This window comes from Streptomyces sp. SGAir0957 (assembly GCF_043523415.1).
On sequence record NZ_CP027293.1, the window covers coordinates 6,297,537 to 6,321,949 of the forward strand.

Consider the following 24,413-nt stretch of genomic DNA (forward strand, 5'->3'; position numbering starts at 1 on the left):
GCCCGACGTACGGAGGTCCTTGTGCCGCACACCCTCGCCACCGCGCCGATCCTGGTCCTGAACGGCCCGAACCTGAACCTCCTCGGCAAGCGCCAGCCCGAGATCTACGGGCGCGACACCCTGGCCGACGTCGAAACCCTCTGCGTCAAGGCGGCGGCGGCCCACGGCGCCACGATCGACTTCCGCCAGTCCAACCACGAGGGCGAACTCGTCGACTGGATCCATGAGGCCCGCGAGCACCACGTCGGCATCGTCATCAACCCGGCGGCCTACTCCCACACGTCCGTCGCGCTCCTGGACGCCCTCAACACCTGCGACGGCCTGCCCGTGGTCGAGGTCCACATCTCGAACATCCACCAGCGCGAGACCTTCCGCCACCACTCCTACGTGTCGCTCCGCGCGGACGGAGTCATCGCGGGGTGCGGAGTGCAGGGGTACGCGTTCGGGGTGGAACGGGTGGCGGCACTGGCGGCGCCGGGGGCCGCGCGCGCGTATCGGTGAACGCGGTTCACCAGCCCCGCGCGCGCCACTCCTGAAGGTGCGGGCGCTCGGCGCCCAGGGACGTGTCGTTGCCGTGGCCCGGGTAGACCCAGGTCTCGTCCGGGAGCGGGGTGAAGATCTTCGTCTCGACGTCGTCGATGAGGCTCCGGAACGCCTCCGGGTCCTTCCACGTGTTGCCGACGCCGCCCGGGAAGAGGCAGTCGCCGGTGAACACGTGGGGGTGGCCGTGCGGGTCGTCGTAGATCAGGGCGATGGAGCCCGGGGTGTGGCCGACCAGGTGGCGGGCGGTGAGTGTGATCCGGCCGAACTCGATCGTGTCCCCGTCGGCGACCGGGACCTGTGTCGGCACCGGGATGCCCTCGGCGTCGTCGCGCCCCGCGTACGTGCACGCGCGCGTGGTGGCCACGACCTCGGCGAGCGCCTGCCAGTGGTCGCCGTGGCGGTGCGTGGTGACGACGGCGTCGATGCCGTCGTCGCCGATGAGGCGGAGCAGCGTCGACGCCTCGTTCGCCGCGTCGATGAGCAGCTGCCGGTCGGTCGCGCGGCAGCGCAGCAGATAGGCGTTGTTGTCCATGGGCCCGACCGCGACCTTGGAGATCATCAGGTCCTGCAGCTCGTGCACGTCCGCCGGGCCGCCGACCTTCACCGTTCCGCTGTACGTCATGCGCTCAGCCTATAGCGGGGGCAGCGCGGGCAGGGAGCCCCGGTCGACGGTGAGGCCGGCGCCGTCGCGGCGGCCGGAGAGCCAGCCGAGGAGATCGGCCGGAGCGCCGTCGATGGCGGACGGGTCCGGCAGGTGGTCGCGGAAGCGGTGTGTCAGGAAATCGGTCTCCCGCCGGGTGAACTCCTCGGACAGGTCTTCGAGCTCGTAGCCGATGCCGAGGTCCACGTGGTGCAGCTCGATCTCGGCCCAGCGCCGGAAGGGGATGCGGGAGGCGGTGTCCTTGACGCCGTTGCGGAGTTCGACCGTGCGGGACCAGTCCGCGTCCTTTGCGCCGACCGCCTGGAAGCGCTCCGCGCTCTCGCGTACGTCGTCGAGCTGGGCGCGCAGTTCGCGCGGGGCGCCCCGTTCGATGTCCGCGTCCCGCGCCTCGGCGCTCTCGTACATGGGGCGTCCGGCGAGGACGTTGACGAGCGCGTCCGCGTTGCGGGCAAGGTGGGAGAGGACATGGCCGCGGGTCCAGCCGGGCAGGCGTGACGGGTGCGTCACAGCGGCGTTGTCCAGGGTGCCGACCGCGGCGAGCAGTCGTTCGGTCGCTTCGCGTACAGACAGCAGGTCACGCTCGTGATGATCCATGGCGCAGACGGTAGCGGTGCCACACGTTCGGGTGAAGGTGGCCGACATTATGCCGGAATCGAATGTACGTGCTATATGGTCGAGGGTGGCTTCGGGCATTCTTGAAGGTCCGGGTTTGTTACCGAAGGCGGGAAGCCGACCGCGTTGTCAGTGGCTCCCTCTAGTCTTCGAAACGGCAGGCTTCCCCTCGGTTCCCTGCCGCACAGGGCTTCCTGTCACTTCTCCAAGGAAAGGTACGGACCGGCGTGGCCGACCGTCTCATCGTCCGTGGCGCGCGCGAGCACAATCTCCGGAATGTCTCGCTCGACCTCCCGCGCGACTCCCTCATCGTCTTCACCGGTCTGTCCGGCTCCGGCAAGTCCTCGCTCGCGTTTGACACGATCTTCGCCGAGGGACAGCGGCGCTACGTGGAATCGCTGTCCTCGTACGCCCGCCAGTTCCTCGGCCAAATGGACAAGCCGGACGTCGACTTCATCGAGGGCCTCTCCCCGGCCGTCTCGATCGACCAGAAGTCGACCTCGCGCAACCCGCGCTCCACGGTCGGCACCATCACCGAGGTCTACGACTACCTGCGTCTGCTCTTCGCGCGCATCGGCAAGCCGCACTGCCCCGAGTGCGGCCGCCCCATCGCGCGCCAGTCGCCGCAGGCCATCGTCGACAAGGTCCTGGAGCTGCCCGAGGGCAGCCGCTTCCAGGTGCTGTCGCCGCTGGTGCGCGAGCGCAAGGGCGAGTTCGTCGACCTCTTCGGCGACCTGCAGACCAAGGGCTACTCCCGCGCGCGGGTGGACGGCGAGACGATCCAGCTCACCGAGCCGCCGACGCTGAAGAAGCAGGAGAAGCACACCATCGAGGTGGTCGTCGACCGCCTCACGGTCAAGGACTCCGCGAAGCGCCGCCTCACCGACTCCGTGGAGACCGCGCTCGGCCTGTCCGGCGGCATGGTCGTGCTCGACTTCGTCGACCTCCCCGAGGACGACCCCGAGCGCGAGCGCATGTACTCGGAGCACCTGTACTGCCCGCACGACGACCTGTCGTTCGAGGAGCTGGAGCCCCGCTCCTTCTCCTTCAACTCGCCCTTCGGCGCCTGCCCCGACTGCACGGGCATCGGTACGCGCATGGAGGTCGACCCCGACCTGATCGTGCCGGACGAGGAGAAGTCGCTCGACGAGGGCGCCATCCACCCCTGGTCGCACGGCCACACCAAGGACTACTTCGCGCGGCTCATCGGCGCGCTCGCCGACGCCCTCGGCTTCCGTACGGACATCCCGTTCGCCGGACTGCCGCAGCGCGCCAAGAAGGCCCTCCTGCACGGCCACAAGACGCAGATCGAAGTCCGCTACCGCAACCGGTACGGGCGCGAGCGCCGGTACACGACGCCGTTCGAGGGCGCCGTGCCGTTCGTGAAGCGCCGCCACAGCGAGGCCGAGTCGGACTCCAGCCGTGAGCGCTTCGAGGGCTACATGCGCGAGGTGCCCTGCCCCACCTGTGCGGGCACGCGCCTCAAGCCGATCGTCCTGGCCGTCACGGTCATGGAGAAGTCCATCGCCGAGGTCTCGGCCATGTCGATCAGCGACTGCGCCGACTTCCTCTCCAAGCTGACGCTGAACGCGCGCGACAAGAAGATCGCCGAGCGCGTCCTGAAGGAGGTCAACGAGCGACTTCGCTTCCTCGTCGACGTGGGCCTCGACTACCTCTCGCTGAACCGCGCGGCCGGCACCCTCTCCGGCGGCGAGGCCCAGCGCATCCGCCTCGCGACCCAGATCGGCTCCGGCCTCGTCGGCGTCCTGTACGTGCTCGACGAGCCGTCCATCGGCCTGCACCAGCGCGACAACCACCGCCTGATCGAGACCCTGGTCCGGCTGCGCGACATGGGCAACACGCTCATCGTCGTCGAGCACGACGAGGACACCATCAAGGTCGCGGACTGGGTCGTCGACATCGGCCCCGGCGCGGGCGAGCACGGCGGCAAGGTCGTGCACAGCGGCCCGCTGAAGGAGCTGCTGAGCAACGCGGAGTCGATGACCGGCCAGTACCTGTCGGGCAAGAAGGCCATCCCGCTCCCGGACCTCCGGCGCCCCGTGGACCCGTCGCGGCAGCTCACCGTGCACGGCGCCAAGGAGAACAACCTGCGGGACATCGACGTGTCCTTCCCGCTCGGTGTCCTCACGGCCGTCACCGGCGTCTCGGGCTCCGGCAAGTCCACGCTGGTCAACGACATCCTCTACACGCACCTGGCCCGCGAGCTGAACGGCGCGCGTTCGGTTCCCGGCCGCCACACGCGCGTGGAGGGCGACGACCTCGTCGACAAGGTCGTGCACGTCGACCAGTCGCCCATCGGCCGTACGCCCCGCTCGAACCCGGCGACGTACACCGGCGTCTTCGACCACGTCCGCAAGCTCTTCGCCGAGACGACGGAGGCGAAGGTCCGGGGCTACCTGCCCGGGCGCTTCTCCTTCAACGTCAAGGGCGGCCGCTGCGAGAACTGCTCCGGTGACGGCACCATCAAGATCGAGATGAACTTCCTGCCGGACGTCTACGTCCCGTGCGAGGTCTGCCACGGTGCGCGGTACAACCGGGAGACCCTGGAGGTCCACTACAAGGGCAAGTCCATCGCCGAGGTCCTGGACATGCCGATCGAGGAGGCGCTCGACTTCTTCGAGGCCGTCCCCGGGATCGCCCGCCACCTCAGGACGCTGAACGACGTCGGCCTCGGCTACGTCCGTCTCGGCCAGTCCGCGCCGACCCTGTCGGGCGGTGAGGCACAGCGCGTGAAGCTCGCCAGCGAGCTGCAGAAGCGTTCCACGGGGCGCACGGTGTACGTGCTCGACGAGCCGACCACCGGTCTGCACTTCGAGGACATCAGCAAGCTGATCACCGTTCTGTCCGGCCTGGTCGACAAGGGCAACTCGGTGATCGTCATCGAGCACAACCTGGACGTCATCAAGACGGCGGACTGGGTCGTCGACATGGGCCCCGAGGGCGGCAGCGGCGGCGGCATCGTCGTCGCCGAGGGCACCCCGGAGCAGGTCGCGTCGGAACCGGCCAGCCACACCGGCAAGTTCCTGCGGGACATCCTCGGCGCCGACCGGGTCACGGACGCGTCGGCGCCCGCGGGCCGGGCCCGCAAGAGCGCGGCGAAGAAGAAGACGGTGGCGGCGAGCGCGGCCCCGGCGAAGAAGACGGCCACGGCGAAGGCCTCCGGCAAGGCGAGCGCCGCCTCTGGTAAGGCCAGCGCCTCGGGCAAGGCAGCCGGCGCCTCCGGCAAGGCGGCGAAGTCGGCCTCGGGCACGGCCGCCGCCAAGCCGGCGGCGAAGAAGCCCGCCGCGAAGAAGCCCGCCGCGAAGAAGGCGGCGACGACTCGGGCCCGTAAGGCCTGATCGGTCGCCTGATCGGTCGCCGGACCGGTTGAACGAGCAGTGCGCCCCCGCGGGAGTTTTCCGCGGGGGCGCACTGCGTTCAGGGGCGCGGGCGGCTACAGGGCGCCCACCTCCGACGCGTACGGAGGTTCGGCCCCCGCCCGCGAGCAGGTGACGGCCGCCGCGCGGGCCGCGAACCGCAGCAGCCGCGCCCAGCCGTCTCCGCTCAGGTCCGCGAGCGCCGAGGGCGACAGGGCGTCCTGCCGGGCGAGGCCGTGCAGCAGCGCCGCGTTGACCGTGTCACCCGCGCCGATCGTGTCCACGACGTCGACGCGCTCGCCCGGCACCGACTGCTCGCCGCCGTCCTGGGTGAAGACGGTGAGCCCGTCGCCGCCCCGGGTGACCACGACGGCCGCGGGCCCCGCCGACAGCCACTCCCGCGGCGTCCCGCCCAGCCACGCGGCATCCTCCTCGGAGAGCTTCAGGAGGGTGGTGGACGGCAGCCAGCTCTTGAAACGGGCCCGGTAGGCGTCCGCGTCCGGGATCAGGCCCGCGCGGATGTTCGGGTCGAGGGCGGTGCACAGGCCCTGGGCCGCGGCCCGGCGCATCAGCTCCTCGTACGCGCTCGCCCCTGGTTCCAGGACGAGGGAGCAGGTCCCGAACGACACCGCGCGCGTGCCCGCGGGCAGCGCGTCCGGCACCGCGAAGAGCCGGTCGGCGGTCCCCTCGACGTAGAACGAGTAGCCGGCCGAGCCGTCCGCCCCGATGGACGCGACGGCGAGCGTCGTCGGCTCGTCGCCGCGCTGCACAGGGGCTACGTCGACACCGGCGGCCCGGAGCCCGTCGAGCAGGGCCTCGCCGAACGCGTCCCGGGACACGCGCGAGCAGAACGCGGTCGGGGAACCGAGCCGGCCGAGCGCCACCGCCGTGTTGTACGGGCCGCCGCCGAGCCGGGGCGCGAGCGCGGGCAGCGCGGAGGCGGCGCCGTCACCGCCCGCGCTCAACGGGACGAGGTCGATCAGGGCCTCTCCGGCGACGACGATCACGGTGGTTCCTCTCGGACGGGGACGGGCCGCGCGGGGCGCACCCGGGTGCCGACGGCAGGGTAGAACGTCCAGGCCCGACGGTCAGCAGGCGACCTGGATACGGGCATGGCGGGGCGGGGGTACGGGCATGGGGGCGGTGGGTTCGGGCAGTTCTGGGGTGGGTGGGCGGCGCCGGGGGCTCGGGGGCTCGGGGGCTCAGAGGTGCATGGCGCGTCGGGGATGCCTGGTGTGCCTGGGGTGCCTGGGGTGCCGTGGGCGGGTGATCGCTGGTCGGTATCGTCTGATCTGTTACGCACGTCCGTTCCAGTTCCCGTTCCCGTTCCAGTTCCCGTTCTGTTCCTGTTCCCGTTTCCCCTTCGCCCGCCCAGGCGCGATCCCGCGCGTTCACGTTCATGGAGCTCAGATGCCCGGCACGACCCCTTCCCGTATCTCCCGTCGCACCGCCCTGCGCGGTGCCGCCGTCGCGGGGACGGCGGGGCTCGGGCTGACCGCCTGCTCCACCGGGTCCGGCGACGGCGCGGCGGCCGCGCCCACCGCGCCGGTCGATCTCGGCAAGGCCGACGAGGTGCCCGAGGGCGGGGCGAAGCTCTACAAGGACGAGCATGTCGTCGTCAGCCGCGCGGAGGGCGGGCAGTACCGGGCTTTCAGCACCATCTGCACGCACGCCGGATGCCCGATCGGGATGCTGGAGGGCACGGAGCTGACCTGCAACTGCCACGGCAGCAAGTTCGACGCCACGAACGGCAAGGTGCTGCACGCCCCGGCGACGTCCCCGCTGGAGGAGCTGTCGGTGAAGGTCGAGGGCGGGAAGATCGTGGCCGGCCCGCAGAAGTAGCCGGACGGCAGGCGGAGGGCGGGGACCGGGCCCTCAGGGGCCCCGGGCTACTCCCAGTCCCAGCCGATCCCGAGAAGCCCCGTCCGCACCTGCTGTTCCACCAGGTGCACGGAGCGGGGCCGGCCGGTCGGCGTCAGTTCCTGCCGTCCCACGCGCGGCGCGGCCGTCGACTGCTGCGCGAACCGGTGGCAGCGCACGGGCAGCGCGCCGTCGGCGAACGCGACCTGCAGTACGTACTGTCCGCCCGCGCCGCCGAACCCGCGGACGTACTCCGTCGAGGCCCCTGCCGTGCCGTCCTCGAAGCCGTAGCGGAACAGATGGGTCTCCCCGGCCCGCAGGCGCGCGTCGAAGAGCAGTTCCGCCACCAGGACGCCGGTCGCGCGGTCCCAGCGCACCCGGCCCGTACGGCAGTTCTCCATGGCGTGCACGGCGACGTCGCCCGGCGCGCATCCCGGGTCGCCCTGGTGGACGGCGATGTAGCGGTCGACCCCGTCGCGCCGGGCGCGTATCACGTGCTGGGAGTCCCTGCCGAGCAGTTGCCCGCGCGGGCCGATGCGGACCCGTTCGTGCAGGCCGACTCCGAGCAGGCCGCAGTCCGGCGGCGCGTCGAGGTCGGCGAGCAGCCGGTGCAGGACGCCGGACGCCCGGACGAGCGAGCGGTACGGGCGGGCCGGGGGCCGCTCGGGCGCGCCCGCGGGGAGGGCCGGGCCGAGCAGCCGGATCAAGGACTCGTCCGGCAGGTCGAGGATCTCCTCCAGGGCGCGTACGGCCCGCATGGACTCGGAGCGCTGCGGGCGCCGGGCACCCTGCTGCCAGTAGCTGAGGCTCGTGACACCGACCTTGATGCCGTGACGGGAGAGATGGTGCTGGACCCGGTGCAGCGGCAGCCGCCGTGCGGCGATCGCGGCGCGCAGGGCGAGGTGGAACGGGCCGGTGCGCAGGACCGCCTCCAGGGCGGGGTCCCGCACGGCCTGCGCTTGTACGTCCGGTCGCCGCATGGCGGGTGCCCGTGCGGCTTGTGCCTGCACGGCTTGGGCCGCCTGAAGGGCCCGTGCCGTTATGGCCTGTGCCTGAACGGTCTGTGCCTGAACGCTCTGTGCCTGTACAGCCTGTAAGTGTGGTTCCTGACGATCGTGTCGGTCGCCGAGTCGCATCCGGCCTCCTGCCATCCGCGCGTGGGGGCACCGGCATTGAAGCGTTGTTGTCCTGCACTCGACAAGCCCCGCGAAGGCCGCGCGGAAGCCCCGTCCCCAGGAGCGCCGGACTGTCACACCCCGCCAGTAGGGTGTCTGACATGGCCGACCCCTCCAGCTACCGCCCCAAGCCGGGACAGATTCCCGACTCCCCAGGGGTGTACAGGTTCCGCGACGAGCACCGCCGGGTGATCTACGTCGGAAAGGCGAAGAGCCTGCGCCAGCGCCTGGCGAACTATTTCCAGGACCTGGCGAACCTGCACCCCCGTACGCGCACCATGGTCACCACGGCCGCCTCCGTGGAATGGACGGTGGTGCGCACGGAGGTCGAGGCGCTGCAGCTGGAGTACTCCTGGATCAAGGAGTTCGACCCCCGGTTCAACGTCAAGTACCGCGACGACAAGAGCTACCCGTACCTCGCGGTCACCATGAACGAGGAGTATCCGCGCGTCCAGGTGATGCGCGGCCAGAAGAGGAAGGGCGTGCGCTACTTCGGCCCGTACGGGCACGCGTGGGCCATCCGCGACACCGTCGACCTGCTCCTGCGCGTCTTCCCCGTCCGTACCTGCTCCGCGGGCGTGTTCAAGAACGCGGAGCGGACCGGCCGCCCCTGCCTGCTCGGATACATCGGCAAGTGCTCGGCGCCCTGCGTGGGCCGCGTCACGCCCGAGGAACACCGGGACCTGGCCGAGGAGTTCTGCGACTTCATGACCGGGCGCACGAACACGTACATCCGCCGCCTGGAGAGGGAGATGGCGGAGGCCGCCGACGACATGGAGTACGAGCGCGCGGCTCGCCTCCGTGACGATGTGGGGGCGCTGCGCAAGGCGATGGAGAAGAGCGCGGTCGTCCTCGCCGACGCCACCGACGCCGACCTCATCGCCCTCGCGGAGGACGAGCTGGAGGCCGCCGTCCAGATCTTCCACGTACGGGGCGGACGCGTCCGGGGTCAGCGCGGCTGGGTCACGGACAAGGTCGAGGCCGTCACGAGCGGCGACCTCGTCGAGCACGCGTTGCAGCAGCTCTACGGGGAGGAGAGCGGGGACGCCGTCCCCAAGGAGGTGCTCGTCCCGGCGCTGCCCGACCCCGTCGAGCCCGTCCAGGCGTGGCTCACCGAGCGGCGCGGATCCGGCGTATCGCTGCGCATTCCGCAGCGCGGTGACAAGAAGGCGCTGATGGAGACCGTGCACCGCAATGCGCTGCACGCCCTCGCCCTGCACAAGACCAAGCGCGCCTCCGACCTCACCACGCGCTCGCGCGCCCTGGAGGAGATCGCCGAGGCGCTCGGCCTCGACAGCGCGCCGCTGCGCATCGAGTGCTACGACATCTCGCACCTCCAGGGCGACGACGTCGTGGCCTCCATGGTGGTCCTGGAGGACGGCCTCGCCCGCAAGAGCGAATACCGGCGCTTCCAGATCAAGGGGTTCGAGGGGCAGGACGACGTCCGGTCCATGCACGAAGTGATCACCCGGCGCTTCAAGCGGTACCTCTCCGCGCAGGAGAAGTCGGGGGAGTGGTCCGACGCGGAGCCGGTCGACGAGGACGGGGAGCCCAGCGAGGCCACCCTCTCCACCCTCACGGAGGAGGACGGCCGGCCCAAGAAGTTCGCGTACCCGCCGCAGCTCGTCGTGGTCGACGGCGGTCAGCCGCAGGTCGCCGCGGCCAAGCGGGCGCTCGACGAACTGGGCATCGACGACGTCGCCGTCTGCGGTCTCGCCAAGCGGCTCGAAGAGGTCTGGGTGCCGGACGAGGAGGACCCCGTCGTCCTGCCCCGCACCAGCGAGGGCCTCTACCTGCTCCAGCGCGTCCGCGACGAGGCCCACCGCTTCGCCATCACCTACCAGCGCACCAAGCGCGCCAAGCGCTTCCGCGCGGGGCCGCTCGACGACGTACCCGGTCTCGGCGACACCCGCAAACAGGCCCTCATCAAGCACTTCGGCTCCGTCAAGCGCCTCCGCGCCGCGACGATCGACCAGATCTGCGAGGTCCCCGGCATAGGCCGCAAGACGGCAGAAACGATCGTGGCCGCCTTCGCGCAAGCGGCTCCCGCCGCGCCCGCGGTGAACATGACCACCGGCGAAATCCTGGACACCGAGGATTCCAACGGCCCGACCGAGCCGTCGGACTCCGCCCGGGAATCCGCCCAGGAACAGAACGACCCGGCCGAGGACGACGTCCGGGGGGACATCCAGGGCGGGGCACAGCGCAATGCCGAGGGCAGTGCCCAGCGCGACGCCGATGGCGAAGCCCCGAGCGGCGCTCACGGCGGTGCCCGGCCTGGCGGGCCAGGCGGTGCCCCGGACGCAGCGCCAGGCGGTGCCTTGAACGAAACTGAGGTCGGCACTCCGGGCGAAACCGAGGTCGGCACTCCGGGCGAAGCCCAAAGCGATGCCCACGCCGGAGCCCCATCCGGCGCCGGGCGCGGCACCCGCGACGACACCCCGGGCGGCGCCCCGTCCGGCGCCCAGCGCGGCACCCGCGACGACACCCCGGGCGACGCCCAACACACCGCACCGCAGAGCACACCGCACACCGCGCCGCGGAGCACACCGCACACCGCCGCGCACCCCACCCAGCAGGATGATCACCGCAGCGACGCGCGCGTCGCGCACCACACCCAAGACACCACCACGGAGCACGCCGAAGGCGGGCCTGGGGGTGAGGAGCCCGTTGGGGCGGGCGCCTCGGAAGAACGACGGGGGCAGGAGCCATGAGCGACTACGACGAGCATGTGAGCAGCGACATGAGCGACAGCAGTGATACCAGCCATGGCAGCGGCATCAGTGATACCGGGGACCCGGCGCCCAGCCGTACCGACCCGGCGGAAGCGGAGCACGGAGTTCAGGTGAGCAGCGGTACTAACAGCGGTACGCATAGCAGTACTGACAGCGGTGCTCATGGCAGCACCGGCAGCGGTGCTCATGGCAGCACCGGCAGTGGCGCGGCCAACGGGAAGATCGACGCCCCCGGCATTCCGGAAGCCGTCATCCCCGAGTTGGTGATCATCTCCGGGATGTCCGGTGCGGGCCGCTCCACCGCGGCGAAGTGCCTGGAGGACCTCGGCTGGTTCGTCGTGGACAACCTGCCGCCCGCGCTGATCCCGACGATGGTGGAGCTGGGCGCCCGTTCGCAGGGCAATGTCGCCCGGATCGCGGTCGTCGTCGACGTACGAGGGCGGCGGTTCTTCGACAATCTGCGGGAGTCCCTGGCCGATCTGGAGGCCAAGCACGTCACCCGCCGCATCGTCTTCCTGGAGTCCTCCGACGAGGCCCTGGTGCGCCGTTTCGAGTCGGTGCGCCGCCCGCACCCCCTCCAGGGCGACGGCCGCATCGTCGACGGCATCGCGGCCGAGCGCGAACTCCTGCGCGAGCTGCGTGGCGACGCGGACCTGGTCATCGACACCTCCAGCCTGAACGTGCACGAGCTGCGCGCGAAGATGGACGCCCAGTTCGCGGGCGAGGAGGAGCCCGAGCTGCGGGCCACGGTCATGTCGTTCGGGTTCAAGTACGGGCTGCCCGTCGACGCCGACCTCGTCGTGGACATGCGGTTCCTGCCGAACCCGCACTGGGTGCCGGAGCTGCGGCCCTTCACCGGCCTGAACGAGGAGGTCTCCAACTACGTCTTCTCGCAGCCCGGCGCGAAGGAGTTCCTCGACCGGTACACCGAGCTGCTCCAGCTGATCGCCGCCGGTTACCGCCGCGAGGGCAAGCGGTACGTGACCATCGCCGTCGGCTGTACGGGTGGCAAGCACCGTTCCGTCGCCACTTCGGAGAAGCTCGCGGCCCGGCTGGCCTCGCAGGGCGTGGAGACCGTGGTCGTCCACCGGGACATGGGCCGCGAATGACAGGACGCACGCTGCGGCTCACCAGCAGGCTGAGCCGCAGGAACGCACCGGCGATGCGCCGCAGGGGCGCGACCCCCAAGGTCGTCGCCCTGGGCGGCGGCATGGGCCTGTCCGCATCCCTCGCCGCGCTGCGCCGCATCACCGGCGACCTGACCGCCGTGGTTACGGTCGCCGACGACGGCGGCTCCAGCGGCCGCCTGCGGGACGAGCTGGGCGTGCTGCCGCCCGGCGACCTGCGCAAGGCGCTCGCGGCGCTGTGCGGCGACGACGACTGGGGCCAGACCTGGGCCCGCGTCATCCAGCACCGTTTCCAGTCGCCGGGCGAGATGAACGGGCACGCGGTCGGCAACCTGCTGATCGTCGCCCTGTGGGAGCAGCTCGGCGACCATGTGCAGGCGCTCGACCTGGTCGGCAAGCTGCTCGGCGCGCACGGGCGCGTGCTGCCCATGTCCGCCGTGCCGCTGGAACTCCAGGCCCTGGTCAAGGGGCATGACCCGGAGCGCCCCGACGACGTGGACACGGTGCGGGGGCAGGCCACGGTCGCGCTCACGCCCGGCGAGGTGCAGTCCGTGCACCTCGTGCCGAACGACCCGCCGGCCGTGCCGGAGGCCGTCGCCGCCGTGCTCGACGCGGACTGGGTGGTGCTCGGTCCGGGCTCCTGGTTCTCCTCCGTGATCCCGCATCTGCTCGTCCCCGAATTGCTCGACGCGCTCGTCGAGACGAAGGCGCGCCGGGTCCTCTCGCTGAACCTCGCTCCGCAACCCGGAGAAACCGATGGCTTCTCCCCGCAGCGTCATTTGGAGGTTTTGGGACGACACGCCCCTAAACTCGCCCTGGACGTGGTGCTGGCCGACGAGGCCGCCGTGCCCGACCGCGCGTCATTGACCGACACCGCCAAGGAGCGTTTCGGTGCCGCGGTCGAGCTGGCGCCGGTGGCCAGGCCCGATGGGACTCCGATCCATGATCCGGAGCTGTTGGCCGCCGCGTACGACCGTATTTTTCGGATGCATGGAAGGATCGGCCCATGGCGATGACGGCAGCGGTGAAGGACGAGATCTCCCGGCTCCCCGTCACCCGGACGTGCTGCAGAAAGGCCGAGGTCTCGGCGATTCTGCGGTTCGCGGGCGGCCTTCACCTGGTGAGCGGCCGCATCGTGATCGAGGCGGAGCTGGACACCGCGATGGCCGCGAGGCGGCTCAAGCGGGACATTCTCGAAATCTTCGGGCACAGCTCGGAGCTGATCGTGATGGCGCCCGGCGGGCTGCGCCGCGGCTCGCGTTTTGTCGTACGAGTGGTCGCGGGCGGCGATCAGCTGGCCCGCCAGACGGGGCTCGTGGACGGCCGCGGACGCCCCATCCGGGGTCTGCCGCCGCAGGTGGTCTCGGGGGCCACCTGCGACGCGGAGGCGGCCTGGCGCGGCGCGTTCCTGGCGCACGGCTCGCTGACCGAGCCCGGCCGCTCCAGCTCTCTGGAGGTGACGTGCCCGGGTCCCGAGGCGGCGCTCGCCCTGGTCGGCGCGGCCCGCCGGCTCTCCATCGCGGCGAAGGCCCGTGAGGTGCGCGGCGTGGACCGGGTGGTCGTCCGTGACGGCGACGCGATCGGCGCGCTGCTCACCCGGATGGGTGCGCACGAGTCGGTGCTTGCCTGGGAGGAGCGGCGGATGCGCCGCGAGGTCCGGGCCACGGCGAACCGTCTCGCCAACTTCGACGACGCGAACCTGCGCCGCTCGGCCCGCGCGGCCGTCGCCGCGGGCGCCCGGGTGCAGCGCGCCCTGGAGATCCTCGCCGACGAGGTTCCCGAGCACCTGGCCGCCGCGGGCCGTCTGCGCATGGAGCACAAGCAGGCGTCCCTGGAGGAGCTGGGCGCCCTCGCGGACCCGCCGCTGACCAAGGACGCGGTCGCGGGCCGTATCCGCCGCCTCCTCGCGATGGCCGACAAGCGCGCCCAGGATCTCGGCATCCCCGGCACGGAGTCGAACCTGACGGAGGAGCTGGCCGAGGAGATGGTGGAGGAGATGGCCGAGGAGATGGCCGACAGCCTCGCGGAGAACATGGCGGGCTGACCCGGAGGCCGGGAACCAGCCCATACAGGTGGTGGCGGCGCCCGCTGAGGCGCCGCCACCACTTTTTTTACCGCCCCGGCCTACTTGCTCGCCTCCGGCCAACCCCCTTGACGCCCCCTTGACTTGACCATGAACCGTCATGAGTCTGGCGCCAGTTCGCTTCTGTGGCAGTGGCCACGACCGCGGCAGACAACTGCAAGGGGGGCTCATGGGACGAAGAGCGAGATCGATCCTCGCTGTCGGAGCACTGGTGCTGGGGGTGGGGGGAGCCGCGCTGGCGCCCGTCGCCCACGCGGACGGCGGAAGTCCGCGGAGCGACAGGGCCGCGAGCGCGGATCCCGGCGCGGACGCCGTCAAGGTGTTCCGTGCCGAGGTCACCAAGGAGCAGATACCCCTGCTCCTGCAGGCCGGGCAGGACGCCCACGAACTCAGCGAGCAGGCGCCCGAGAAGGGCACCGCCGAGGTCGAGGTCTACCTCACCGACCAGCAGGCGGGGGCGCTGCGCGGCAAGGGCGTGAAACTCGCCGAGCACAAGGTCGCCGCCAGGACGGAGGCCCGCCTCAAAGCCGCTGGTGACGGTGTCTTCCGGCCCTACAGCGGCAAGGGCAACCTCCAGGAGGAGATCGTCCGCACCGGGCAGGAGAACCCAGGCCTCACGAAGGTCGTCTCCATCGGCAAGACGATCCAGGGCCAGGACATCCTCGCGCTGAAACTCAGCAAGGACGCCAAGAAGGTCAAGGACGGCGCCAGACCGTCGGTCCTCTACATGTCGAACCAGCACGCGCGCGAGTGGATCACCCCCGAGATGACCCGCCGCCTCATGCACTACTACCTCGACAACTACGCCAAGGACCGGCGCATCAAGAAGATCGTCGACACCACGGAGCTGTGGTTCGTCCTGTCGGCCAACCCGGACGGCTACGACTTCACGCACAAGGCCGCCGCCAACCGCCAGTGGCGCAAGAACCTGCGCGACGTCAACGGCGACGGCGCCATCACCCCCGGCGACGGTGTCGACCTCAACCGCAACTTCGCCTACAAGTGGGGCTACGACGACGAGGGCTCGTCACCGCGCCCCGCCAGCGAGACCTACCGCGGCACCGGGCCGAACTCCGAGCCCGAGACCAAGGCCATCGACGCCTTCGAGAAGCGGATCGGCTTCGACTACGCCATCAACTACCACTCCGCCGCCGAGCTGCTCCTGTACGGCGTGGGCTGGCAGGTCGCCACGCCGACCCCGGACGACGTGCTCTACCAGGCGCTCGCCGGCACCCCGCAGAACTCCGCGATCCCCGGCTACCACCCGCAGGTCTCCTCCGAGCTGTACACGACCAACGGCGAGGCGGACGGCCACGCCGGCAACGTCAACGGCATCTCGATGTTCACCCCCGAGATGAGCACCTGCCAGACCGCGTCGAACGTCGACCCGAACGACGCCTGGCGCCCCCAGGACTGCGCGTCCATCTTCACGTTCCCGGACGATGAGAAGCTCATCCAGGCGGAGTTCCGGAAGAACATCCCCTTCGCGCTCTCCCTGGCTGAGACGGCGCACCACCCCGACCAGCCGTCCTCGGCGGTCGGCCTGGAGGCGGCCGACTTCACCCCGGCCACGTTCCCGACCTCGTACGCGCGCGGGGGCGACCAGGAAGTCTCCGTCGTGGCGCGGAAGTCCGTACGCGACAAGGAGCTGAACTACCGCATCAATGGCGGCCGTTCGCACGACGAGGAATTGCGCGCCTGGAAGGGCGGCGAGACCTACGGCGGTGAGGACAATCTCCACTTCGACGCGTATCGGGCGAAGGTGGAGGACGCCGATGTGGGCGACAAGGTGGAGGTGTGGTTCACGGGCCGGACGAAATCCGGAAAGGCCACGTCCAGTTCCCACTTCACGTACACCGTCGCCGAGCGCCCGAAGGCCGACACGCTCGTCCTCGCGGAGAACGACGCCGCCGGGCAGCAGACAGCGGCGTACGTGGACGCGCTGAAGGCGGCCGGGCGCAAGGCGGCCGTCTGGAACGTCGCCAAGCAGGGCACCCCCGACCCGCTGGGTGTGCTCGGCCACTTCGGGACGGTCGTCCACTACACGAACGCGGACAGGCCGGGACTCACCACTCAGCTCGCCATACGCGACTATCTGAACGAGGGCGGCAAGCTGATCGAGGCGGGCGAGAAGGCGGGCGGCTCCGTCGACATCGGCGACACCACGACGAACGACTTCAGCCAGTACTACCTGGGCGCCTACTCCCGCACCGCGGCCCCGGTCGCCACCCGGTTCGAGGGCTCGGGCGAGCTCTCCGGCATCACCGCCGCCCTGGGCGACGCGCCGGGCAACCCGCTCAACAGCGCCGGCCTCTACGAGGTCACCTCGGCCACCCTGCCGCAGTTCGAGAGCGCCGGGGCGGGCCAGTACGAGGGCGCGGGCATGGCCGCCGCCGTGCACACGGACGACGCCTACAAGCGCCTGACCCGCACCATCGACCTCACGGGCGTCACCGCGGCCCAGCAGCCCGCCCTGCGGACACAGCTCCTGTGGGACACCGAGAGGGGCTACGACCACGTCCTCCTGGAGGCGCACACGGTCGGCGCCGAGGACTGGACCACGCTGCCCGACACAACCGGGTTCACATCCAGCGCCGTGCCCACGGAGTGCGAGGCGGGCTTCCTCCTGGCCGACCACCCGGCGCTGACGCGCTACCTGACCGGAGGCGGCGCCGCCTGCCAGAACACCGGCACCACGGGCGCGTGGAACAGCCTCACCGGCTCCTCGGACGACTGGAAGACGGTCAGCTACGACCTGAGCGCCTACGCGGGCCGCTCCGTCGAGGTCTCGCTCAGCTACGTGACCGACCCCGGCTCCGGCGGCGAGGGCGTGCGCGCCGACAACCTGGCCGTCGTCGTCGGGGGCCAGGTCACCCAGAACGAGGACTTCGAGACGTCCCTGGGCGTCTGGACGGTCCCCGGGCCGCCCGCGGGCAGCCCGCCCGCCGTCGAGGACTGGGCGCTCGCCAAGGACCTGTTCACGACCTACGGCGCGGTCAGCACCCCGGACAGCGTTCTTCTGGGATTCGGTCTGGAACACGTCACCGCGACCGCGGATCGAAATGCGCTCATCAGAAAGGCGCTGCGCTCAATTAGCGACTGATTGACGCCGAAATACCGGGGAAATAGGCAGCGGCCCGTACGTTACTGACGAGTACGGGCCGCTGTGTCCTGCATAGGACCGCTCGATGTCACCCCAAGCCCTTATGAGAGGTAGGGTCGAAGGCGGTCGGGGACATCCCAATACATCTCGCCGGCGTCGAATCCGGCGTACCAACGAGGAGATCGGTTCGTGACGATCCGCGTAGGCATCAACGGCTTTGGCCGCATCGGTCGCAACTACTTCCGCGCACTGCTCGAGCAGGGTGCGGACATCGAGATCGTGGCTGTCAACGACCTGGGTGACACCGCGACCACCGCGCATCTTCTGAAGTACGACACCATCCTCGGCAAGCTCAAGGCCGAGGTGTCGCACACCGAGGACACCATCACGGTCGACGGCAAGACCATCAAGGTCCTGTCGGAGCGCAACCCCGCCGACATCCCGTGGGGCGACCTGGGCGTCGACATCGTCATCGAGTCGACCGGCATCTTCACCAAGAAGGCCGACGCCGAGAAGCACATCGCGGGCGGCGCCAAGAAGGTCCTCATCTCGGCTCCGGCCAAGGACGAGGACATCACCATCGTGATGGGCGTCAACCAGGACAAGTACGACGCTTCCCAGCACCACGTCATCTCCAACGCCTCCTGCACCACCAACTGTGTGGCGCCGATGGCCAAGGTTCTCGACGAGAACTTCGGCATCGTCAAGGGCCTGATGACGACGGTCCACGCGTACACCAACGACCAGCGCATCCTGGACTTCCCGCACAAGGACCTGCGCCGCGCCCGCGCCGCCGCCGAGAACATCATCCCGACTACGACGGGCGCCGCCAAGGCCACCGCCCTGGTCCTGCCGCAGCTCAAGGGCAAGCTCGACGGCATCGCGATGCGTGTCCCGGTCCCGACCGGCTCCGCCACCGACCTGGTCGTCGAGCTGCAGCGCGAGGTCACCAAGGACGAGGTCAACGCCGCGTTCAAGAAGGCCGCCGACGACGGCGACCTGAAGGGCTACCTCTTCTACACCGAGGACCCGATCGTGTCGTCCGACATCGTCAGCGACCCGGCCTCCTGCACCTTCGACTCCGCCATGACCATGGTCCAGGAGGGCAAGACGGTGAAGATCCTCGGCTGGTACGACAACGAGTGGGGCTACTCCAACCGCCTCGTCGACCTCACGGTCTTCGTCGGTGGTCAGCTCTAAGGTTCCAGAACAGCAGAGCATCTCGATGTGAGCGAAGGTCCGGACCCGCGCGACGCCGCGCGTCGGTCCGGGCCTTCTCCGCGTCCGTCTCACAGCCTTAGGGCGCCAACCGGAACAGCTTCACTACAGGAGTAGCCCAGTCATGAAGACCATTGAGGAACTTCTCGCCGAAGGGGTCGACGGAAAGCGGGTGTTCGTCCGCGCCGACCTCAACGTGCCGCTGGCCGACGGCCTCATCACCGACGACGGCCGCATCCGCGCCGTCCTGCCCACCGTCAGGGCGCTCGCCGACGCCGGCGCCAAGGTGATCGTCGCCTCGCACCTGGGCCGCCCCAAGGGCGCGCCGGACCCGCAGTTCTCGCTGCTGCCCGCCGCCGAGCGGCTCGGTGAACTCCTCGACAAGCCCGTCGCGTTCGCCCAGGACACGGTCGGCCCCGCCGCCCACGACGCGGTGAACGGTCTGGAGCCCGGCCAGGTCGCCGTCATCGAGAACCTGCGCTTCAACGCGGGCGAGACCAGCAAGGACGACACCGAGCGCGGCGAGTTCGCCGACCAGCTGGCCGCCCTCGCCGACGTCTACGTGAGCGACGGCTTCGGCGCCGTGCACCGCAAGCACGCCTCCGTCTACGACCTGGCGAAGAAGCTCCCGGCCTACGCCGGTTACCTCATCGCCACCGAGGTCGGCGTCCTGAAGAAGCTCACCGACGACGTCAAGCGCCCGTACGTCGTCGCGCTCGGCGGCGCCAAGGTCTCCGACAAGCTGGCCGTCATCGACCAGCTGCTCGGCAAGGCCGACCGGCTGCTCATCGGCGGCGGCATGGTCTTCACGTTCCTCAAGGCCAAGGGGTACGAGGTCGGTATCTCGCTCGTCCAGGAGGACCAGATCTCGGCGGTGGCCGAGTACCTGGAGCGCGCCGAGAAGAACGGCGTGGAGATCGTGCTGCCGGTGGACGTCGTGGTGGCCCCCGAGTTCCCCGACCTCAAGGCGAAGGCCCCGACGCACCCCACCACCGTCCCCGCGGACGCCATGCCCGCCGACCAGATGGGCCTCGACATCGGTCCGGAGTCCGGCAGGCTGTACGCCTCGAAGCTCGCCGACGCGCAGACCGTGTTCTGGAACGGCCCGATGGGCGTCTTCGAGCACCCCGACTACGCCGAGGGCACCAAGGCGGTCGCCCAGGCCCTCCTCGACTCCCCGGGCTTCACCGTGGTGGGCGGCGGCGACTCCGCCGCGGCCGTCCGTACCCTGGGCTTCGACGAAAAGGCATTCGGCCACATCTCGACCGGTGGCGGCGCCTCCCTCGAGTACCTCGAGGGCAAGACGCTGCCCGGTCTCGCCGCACTGGAGGACTGACCCTTAATGAGCACCCGCACGCCGCTGATGGCGGGCAACTGGAAGATGAACCTCAACCACCTCGAGGCCATCGCCCACGTCCAGAAGCTCGCCTTCGCCCTCGCGGACAAGGACTACGAGGCCGTCGAGGTCGCCGTCCTGCCGCCCTTCACCGACCTGCGCTCGGTCCAGACGCTGGTCGACGGCGACAAGCTCAAGATCAAGTACGGTGCCCAGGACCTGTCGGCGCACGACTCCGGCGCCTACACCGGTGAGATCTCCGGTGCCATGCTCGCCAAGCTCAAGTGCACGTACGTGGCGGTCGGGCACTCCGAGCGCCGCCAGTACCACGCCGAGACCGACGAGCTCGTCAACGCCAAGGTGAAGGCCGCCTACAAGCACGGCCTGACCCCGATCCTGTGCGTCGGCGAGGAGCTGGACGTGCGCGAGGCGGGCAACCACGTCTCCCACACGCTCACCCAGGTCGAGGGCGGCCTCAAGGACCTGACCGCCGAGCAGGCCGAGACGATCGTCATCGCCTACGAGCCGGTCTGGGCCATCGGCACCGGCAAGGTCTGCGGCGCCGACGACGCGCAGGAGGTCTGCGCCGCCATCCGCGGCAAGGTCGCCGAGCTGTACGCGCAGGACGTGGCCGACAAGGTGCGCATCCAGTACGGCGGTTCGGTGAAGTCCGGCAACGTCGCCGAGATCATGGGCAAGCCCGACATCGACGGCGCCCTGGTCGGCGGTGCCTCCCTGGACGCCGAAGAGTTCGTCAAGATCGTCCGCTTCCACGAGCAGTGATTAGCGGATGATGGCCGAGTGGCGCGACCTGTGAGTATGCGCTAGCGGCGATACGTCGTACCCTTGCGGGGCCGAAGCTCTTCTCCTTGATGAGAGCCTCGGCCCCGTCGTCCGAAAAAGTCCGAGGAAGTTGGTCCAGCCGTGGTTATGGGGTTCTCGATCGCCCTGATCGTCTTCAGCCTGCTGCTGATGCTCCTGGTGCTCATGCACAAGGGAAAGGGCGGCGGCCTTTCCGACATGTTCGGTGGCGGCATGCAGTCCTCCGTCGGCGGCTCGTCCGTCGCCGAGCGGAACCTGGACCGGATCACGATCGTGCTCGGTCTGCTCTGGTTCGCGTGCATCGTGGTGCTCGGCATCCTGATGAAGATCAACAACTGATCCTCCGGGGCTGAACCCTCGGTTCCACCCGTCACAACTGCACAGAGCTCACGTAAAGCCCCATGTCCGGTACGCGCCCAACAGCGCCGCCTATCATGGGGCTTGCGTCTAGGTGAGACGAGGTAACTCCAATCACTGGACGCGCGTTGGGCCTTACGTAGACTGAGGCGCTCCGCGGCGAAGCGAGACGCCGACACGCTTCGCGGCACCATCACGCAGGGAGTTACGACCGTGGCAAGTGGCAACGCGATCCGAGGAAGTCGGGTCGGGGCGGGGCCGATGGGTGAGGCCGAGCGCGGCGAGTCCGCGCCCCGCCTGCGCATCTCCTTCTGGTGCTCGAACGGGCACGAGACGCAGCCGAGCTTCGCCTCCGACGCGCAGGTGCCGGAGACCTGGGACTGTCCGCGCTGCGGCTTCCCCGCCGGGCAGGACCGGGACAACCCGCCGGACCCGCCCCGTACCGAGCCGTACAAGACGCACCTCGCATACGTACGGGAGCGGCGCAGCGACGCGGACGGCGAGGCGATCCTCGCCGAGGCGCTGGCGAAACTGCGCGGCGAGATCTAGACACCAGGACGAACCGGCCGGGTGCCCCCGAGGCACCCGGCTGTCGCTGTTCCACGCCCTCAGGGCCGGCGGCGCGGGCGCGCCGCGTGCTCCTCGGAGATGTGCGCCGTCAGCGCGATCGAGGCCGTCGCCCGGTCATAGGTCAGCTGCGCCACGCGCGCGTAGAGGCAGTCGAGGATCAGCAGCGCCGAGTGGCGCGCGCCGAAACTGCCGCGCCGGAAGCTCGTCTCCGCCGCGGTCCAGGTCAGATGTACGGCCGCGGCCTGGGCGACGGGGGAGCGGGGGTCGCCGGTGACCGCGATCGTCGTGGCGCCCCGCTCGGCGGCGAGCCGCAGCGGCCCGAGGACCTCACGGGTGCGGCCCGAGTGGGAGAGGGCCACCGCCGCGTCGGCGGGGGTCAGGAGCGCCGCCGAGGTCTCCGCCGCGTGCACCTCCGTCCAGCCGCGGGCCGGCATCCCGATGCCGAACAGACGGGCCTCGGTCTCCCGCGCGAGGACGCCCGAGCCGCCCACCCCGTACACGTCGATGCGGCGCGCCTTGGCGAGCGCCTGGGCGGCCGACTCCAGGGCCCGGCGGTCCAGTTGGTCGCGGGTGCTGCGCAGCGCCTGGAGGTCGGCGTGGGCGACGACGGAGATCAGGTGCTCCAGGTCGTCGTCCGGGCCGATGTCGGGGCCGAGGGGGCGCTCCTGGCCGTCGCGGCCGGCCCCCTGGTCGTTCTCCCCCTGCTCCTTGGCGAGTTCGAGCAGCAGCCGCTGGTAGGTCTCCAGGCCGAGCGCCTGGCAGAACCGGGTGACGGTGGCCTGCGACGTGCCGGTCCGCCGCCCGAGGTCGGCCGCCGAGGTCCCCGCGACGGCGGCCGGGTCGGCGAGGACGTAGGCGCCGACCTTGCGCAACGAGCCGCTGAGGGTGGGCAGTTCGGAGCGGATGCGGGCTGTGATCATGAGGCTCTTCCGTGCCGACGGTGTTGTCCGATCCTGAATCTATCAATCATCATGCGGTGTGCTCACTGAATCCATGGATCGCACCGGGCCGTACGCGGCCCCGCTCGCCGTCGGCATCGACGCCGGCGGCACCCAGGTGCGGGCGCGCTGCGTCGACGCGGACGGCAGGATCGTCGGCACCGGACACGGCGGTCCGGGCAACGCGCTGAGCGTCGAGCGGCCCGCACTCGTCCGGCACCTGGCGCAGGCGCTGGAGTCGGCCGTGCCGGAGAAGCTGCGCGGCGCGGTCGCCGGGGTCGTCGGCGGATTCGCGGGCGCCGGCGAGGGCGGCGCCCCCGCGCGCGGGCGCGGCGCGGCCGAGGGGTGCCTGGCCGAGGCGCTCGACCGGCTCGGCATCGGCGGCGTGGCGCTGCGCGTCTACGGCGACGTGGAGGTGGCCTGCGCCTCCGGGCCCGGCGCCCCGGCCGACGGGCTCGTCCTCATCGCCGGGACCGGCGCGGCGGCGGCCCGGGTCGCCGGGCGCCGCACGGTGCGGGTGGTGGACGGGGACGGCTGGCTGCTCGGCGACACCGGAAGCGGCTTCTGGCTCGGGCGGCAGGCGCTGCGCGGGGCGCTGCGCGCGGTCGACGGGCGTGCGGAGTGGGGCCCGCTGGTGACGCTGGTCCTGGACCGGGTGGTGCCGGGCCGCGCCGACCCCGCGCTCGACTGGGCGGGCCGGCACCGCCTCAAGCAGCACATAGCCCTCTGGGCGTACGCGCAACGGCCGGTCGTCCTCGCCGAGATGAGCCCGCTCGTGGTGGCGGCGGCGGAGCGCGGGGACACCTGGGCGCGCTCCCTGCTGGACGAGGCCGCCGCTCAGCTCGCCGACACGGTGCGGGCGTTGGAGCCGGAGCCCGGCGAGTCGCTGATCGTCACCGGCGGGCTCCTCGGCCCCGGCGGCCCGTTGGGGGAGCGGCTGCGCGCGGCCGTGGAGCCGATGGCGTTGCGGTGCTCGGCCGTGCCGGACGGTGTGGGCGGCGCGGTCGCGCTGGCCCGGCTGCTGGCCGACGGATCACCCGGGATGCCTTGACGGCGACACCGGCTTGGTTCAATCTTTCGATCAGCACGGCTCGAACTGAATCGATGAACCGAAGGTGGACGCGGTCATGACGGAACAGCAGCTCGGCGCGGACGTGTTGGCGGACCAGGTGCGCGAGCACGTCGAGCGCGCCGTCGCCACGAACAAGGAGGGCGTCGCCGCGGCCGCCCGGCTCATCGCGGACTGCGTCGCCGCCGACGGGGTCGTGCACGCGTTCGGCACCGGCCACTCGCAGGCGACCGCCCTGGAGATCTCCGGGCGCGCGGGCGGCCTCATCCCCACCACCCGCGTCGCCCTGCACGACCTCGTCCTGCGCGGCGGCGAGGACCGCTCCGTGCTCGACGACCCGCTCCTGGAGCGCCGCCCCGGACTCGCCGCCCGGCTCTACGAACTCAGCACCCCGCGCCCGCAGGACCTGTTCGTGATCATCTCCAACTCGGGCGTCAACAACTCCATCGTCGACATGGCCCTCCTGGTCAAGGAGAAGGGCCACTCGCTCGTCGCCCTCACCTCGCTCGAACACACCCGGTCCGTGCCCGCCCTGCACGCGAGCGGCAGCCGCCTCGCCGACCACGCCGACGCCGTCCTCGACAACTGTGCCCCGACCGGCGACGCCATCCTTCCGCTCCCCGACGGCGGCACACTCTGCGGCGTCTCCACGATCACCTCCGCGCTGCTCGTCCAGATGGTCGTGGCCGAGGCCGTCGCCCTGCTGCTCGCCGAGGGTCACGAGCCGCCCGTCTACGTCTCCGCCAACCTGCCCGGCGGCTTCGAGCGCAACGGCCGCCTGGAGGACCACTACGCGGGGCGCCTGCACCGCGGCGGCCACTGACCGC

General features: G+C 70.8%; 20 protein-coding genes. 15 read left to right on the top strand and 5 right to left on the bottom strand.

The window, feature by feature from the left end:
- The first annotated feature begins 21 nt into the window (after positions 1-21).
- On the top strand, positions 22-501 hold the full coding sequence (gene aroQ / locus C1N81_RS33305) for a type II 3-dehydroquinate dehydratase (RefSeq protein WP_394435019.1): 480 nt from the start codon (positions 22-24) through the stop codon (positions 499-501).
- Positions 502-508: 7 nt separating this feature from the next.
- Here the strand turns inward: aroQ and C1N81_RS33310 are convergent, their stop codons facing one another.
- Both C1N81_RS33310 and C1N81_RS33315 read right to left on the bottom strand, forming a co-directional pair.
- A complete protein-coding gene (locus C1N81_RS33310) occupies positions 509-1,165 on the bottom strand; it encodes an MBL fold metallo-hydrolase (protein WP_394435020.1) in 657 nt (218 codons plus the stop codon).
- A gap of 9 nt (positions 1,166-1,174) precedes the next feature.
- Positions 1,175-1,798: a maleylpyruvate isomerase family mycothiol-dependent enzyme gene (locus C1N81_RS33315; protein WP_394435021.1), complete on the bottom strand. Its 624-nt coding sequence runs from the start codon at positions 1,796-1,798 to the stop codon at positions 1,175-1,177.
- A 245-nt stretch (positions 1,799-2,043) separates the two neighbouring features.
- On the opposite strand from C1N81_RS33315, the gene uvrA reads away from it, so the two are divergent.
- Complete coding sequence (gene uvrA / locus C1N81_RS33320; RefSeq protein ID WP_394435022.1) at positions 2,044-5,175, top strand: excinuclease ABC subunit UvrA; 3,132 nt, start codon at positions 2,044-2,046, stop codon at positions 5,173-5,175.
- A 95-nt stretch (positions 5,176-5,270) separates the two neighbouring features.
- On the opposite strand, the gene C1N81_RS33325 is transcribed toward uvrA, so the two are convergent.
- The gene (locus C1N81_RS33325) at positions 5,271-6,200 is read right to left on the bottom strand and encodes a carbohydrate kinase family protein (protein WP_394435023.1); all 930 of its coding nucleotides are present in this window, start codon (positions 6,198-6,200) and stop codon (positions 5,271-5,273) included.
- A gap of 403 nt (positions 6,201-6,603) precedes the next feature.
- On the opposite strand from C1N81_RS33325, the gene C1N81_RS33330 reads away from it, so the two are divergent.
- A complete protein-coding gene (locus tag C1N81_RS33330) occupies positions 6,604-7,035 on the top strand; it encodes a Rieske (2Fe-2S) protein (RefSeq protein ID WP_394435024.1) in 432 nt (143 codons plus the stop codon).
- 47 nt (positions 7,036-7,082) lie between these two features.
- On the opposite strand, the gene C1N81_RS33335 is transcribed toward C1N81_RS33330, so the two are convergent.
- The gene (locus tag C1N81_RS33335; RefSeq protein WP_394435025.1) at positions 7,083-8,033 is read right to left on the bottom strand and encodes a hypothetical protein; all 951 of its coding nucleotides are present in this window, start codon (positions 8,031-8,033) and stop codon (positions 7,083-7,085) included.
- Between the two features lie 296 nt (positions 8,034-8,329).
- Between C1N81_RS33335 and uvrC the strand changes: the two genes are divergently transcribed.
- The 10 genes from uvrC to C1N81_RS33385 all read left to right on the top strand — a co-directional run bounded on the left by uvrC (position 8,330) and on the right by C1N81_RS33385 (position 21,558).
- On the top strand, positions 8,330-10,942 hold the full coding sequence (gene uvrC / locus C1N81_RS33340; RefSeq protein ID WP_394435026.1) for an excinuclease ABC subunit UvrC: 2,613 nt from the start codon (positions 8,330-8,332) through the stop codon (positions 10,940-10,942).
- The gene (gene rapZ, locus C1N81_RS33345; RefSeq protein ID WP_394435027.1) at positions 10,939-12,072 is read left to right on the top strand and encodes an RNase adapter RapZ; all 1,134 of its coding nucleotides are present in this window, start codon (positions 10,939-10,941) and stop codon (positions 12,070-12,072) included. The genes uvrC and rapZ overlap by 4 nt, the downstream gene beginning before the upstream one ends.
- Positions 12,069-13,106 carry a gluconeogenesis factor YvcK family protein gene (yvcK, locus tag C1N81_RS33350; RefSeq protein WP_394435028.1) on the top strand — a complete coding sequence of 346 codons (1,038 nt, stop codon included), beginning with the start codon at positions 12,069-12,071 and terminating at the stop codon, positions 13,104-13,106. The genes rapZ and yvcK overlap by 4 nt, the downstream gene beginning before the upstream one ends.
- Positions 13,097-14,134 carry a DNA-binding protein WhiA gene (gene whiA / locus C1N81_RS33355; protein WP_394435029.1) on the top strand — a complete coding sequence of 346 codons (1,038 nt, stop codon included), beginning with the start codon at positions 13,097-13,099 and terminating at the stop codon, positions 14,132-14,134. Before yvcK ends, whiA begins: the two co-directional genes overlap by 10 nt.
- A 208-nt stretch (positions 14,135-14,342) precedes the next feature.
- Positions 14,343-17,276: a M14 family metallopeptidase gene (locus C1N81_RS33360; protein WP_394435030.1), complete on the top strand. Its 2,934-nt coding sequence runs from the start codon at positions 14,343-14,345 to the stop codon at positions 17,274-17,276.
- Positions 17,277-17,465: 189 nt separating this feature from the next.
- A complete protein-coding gene (gap, locus tag C1N81_RS33365) occupies positions 17,466-18,476 on the top strand; it encodes a type I glyceraldehyde-3-phosphate dehydrogenase (protein ID WP_394435031.1) in 1,011 nt (336 codons plus the stop codon).
- A 142-nt stretch (positions 18,477-18,618) separates the two neighbouring features.
- Positions 18,619-19,830 carry a phosphoglycerate kinase gene (locus C1N81_RS33370; protein WP_394435032.1) on the top strand — a complete coding sequence of 404 codons (1,212 nt, stop codon included), beginning with the start codon at positions 18,619-18,621 and terminating at the stop codon, positions 19,828-19,830.
- 6 nt (positions 19,831-19,836) lie between these two features.
- Positions 19,837-20,613, top strand: coding sequence for a triose-phosphate isomerase (gene tpiA, locus C1N81_RS33375; protein WP_394435033.1), 777 nt, complete (start codon positions 19,837-19,839; stop codon positions 20,611-20,613).
- A 147-nt stretch (positions 20,614-20,760) separates the two neighbouring features.
- Complete coding sequence (secG, locus tag C1N81_RS33380; protein ID WP_324766249.1) at positions 20,761-20,991, top strand: preprotein translocase subunit SecG; 231 nt, start codon at positions 20,761-20,763, stop codon at positions 20,989-20,991.
- 231 nt (positions 20,992-21,222) lie between these two features.
- Entirely contained in the window at positions 21,223-21,558 is a 336-nt protein-coding gene (locus C1N81_RS33385; RefSeq protein WP_003976875.1) for an RNA polymerase-binding protein RbpA, read from the top strand.
- A gap of 59 nt (positions 21,559-21,617) precedes the next feature.
- Here the strand turns inward: C1N81_RS33385 and C1N81_RS33390 are convergent, their stop codons facing one another.
- Positions 21,618-22,499, bottom strand: coding sequence for a MurR/RpiR family transcriptional regulator (locus C1N81_RS33390; RefSeq protein ID WP_394435034.1), 882 nt, complete (start codon positions 22,497-22,499; stop codon positions 21,618-21,620).
- 73 nt (positions 22,500-22,572) lie between these two features.
- Here C1N81_RS33390 and C1N81_RS33395 point away from each other — a divergent pair, with 73 nt between their 5' ends.
- Both C1N81_RS33395 and C1N81_RS33400 read left to right on the top strand, forming a co-directional pair.
- The gene (locus C1N81_RS33395) at positions 22,573-23,568 is read left to right on the top strand and encodes an N-acetylglucosamine kinase (protein ID WP_394435035.1); all 996 of its coding nucleotides are present in this window, start codon (positions 22,573-22,575) and stop codon (positions 23,566-23,568) included.
- A gap of 76 nt (positions 23,569-23,644) precedes the next feature.
- Positions 23,645-24,409 carry a sugar isomerase domain-containing protein gene (locus tag C1N81_RS33400; protein WP_394435036.1) on the top strand — a complete coding sequence of 255 codons (765 nt, stop codon included), beginning with the start codon at positions 23,645-23,647 and terminating at the stop codon, positions 24,407-24,409.
- Positions 24,410-24,413 lie beyond the last annotated feature (4 nt).

Coding starts and splice junctions, on each gene's coding strand:
- C1N81_RS33310 (WP_394435020.1), bottom strand. CDS start 1,165: ATGACGTACAGCGGAACGGTGAAGGTCGGCGGCCCGGCGGACGTGCAC.
- C1N81_RS33315 (WP_394435021.1), bottom strand. CDS start 1,798: ATGGATCATCACGAGCGTGACCTGCTGTCTGTACGCGAAGCGACCGAA.
- C1N81_RS33330 (WP_394435024.1), top strand. CDS start 6,604: ATGCCCGGCACGACCCCTTCCCGTATCTCCCGTCGCACCGCCCTGCGC.
- C1N81_RS33335 (WP_394435025.1), bottom strand. CDS start 8,033: ATGCGGCGACCGGACGTACAAGCGCAGGCCGTGCGGGACCCCGCCCTG.
- uvrC (WP_394435026.1), top strand. CDS start 8,330: ATGGCCGACCCCTCCAGCTACCGCCCCAAGCCGGGACAGATTCCCGAC.
- rapZ (WP_394435027.1), top strand. CDS start 10,939: ATGAGCGACTACGACGAGCATGTGAGCAGCGACATGAGCGACAGCAGT.
- yvcK (WP_394435028.1), top strand. CDS start 12,069: ATGACAGGACGCACGCTGCGGCTCACCAGCAGGCTGAGCCGCAGGAAC.
- whiA (WP_394435029.1), top strand. CDS start 13,097: ATGGCGATGACGGCAGCGGTGAAGGACGAGATCTCCCGGCTCCCCGTC.
- C1N81_RS33360 (WP_394435030.1), top strand. CDS start 14,343: ATGGGACGAAGAGCGAGATCGATCCTCGCTGTCGGAGCACTGGTGCTG.
- C1N81_RS33370 (WP_394435032.1), top strand. CDS start 18,619: ATGAAGACCATTGAGGAACTTCTCGCCGAAGGGGTCGACGGAAAGCGG.
- tpiA (WP_394435033.1), top strand. CDS start 19,837: ATGAGCACCCGCACGCCGCTGATGGCGGGCAACTGGAAGATGAACCTC.
- secG (WP_324766249.1), top strand. CDS start 20,761: ATGGGGTTCTCGATCGCCCTGATCGTCTTCAGCCTGCTGCTGATGCTC.
- C1N81_RS33390 (WP_394435034.1), bottom strand. CDS start 22,499: ATGATCACAGCCCGCATCCGCTCCGAACTGCCCACCCTCAGCGGCTCG.
- C1N81_RS33395 (WP_394435035.1), top strand. CDS start 22,573: ATGGATCGCACCGGGCCGTACGCGGCCCCGCTCGCCGTCGGCATCGAC.
- C1N81_RS33400 (WP_394435036.1), top strand. CDS start 23,645: ATGACGGAACAGCAGCTCGGCGCGGACGTGTTGGCGGACCAGGTGCGC.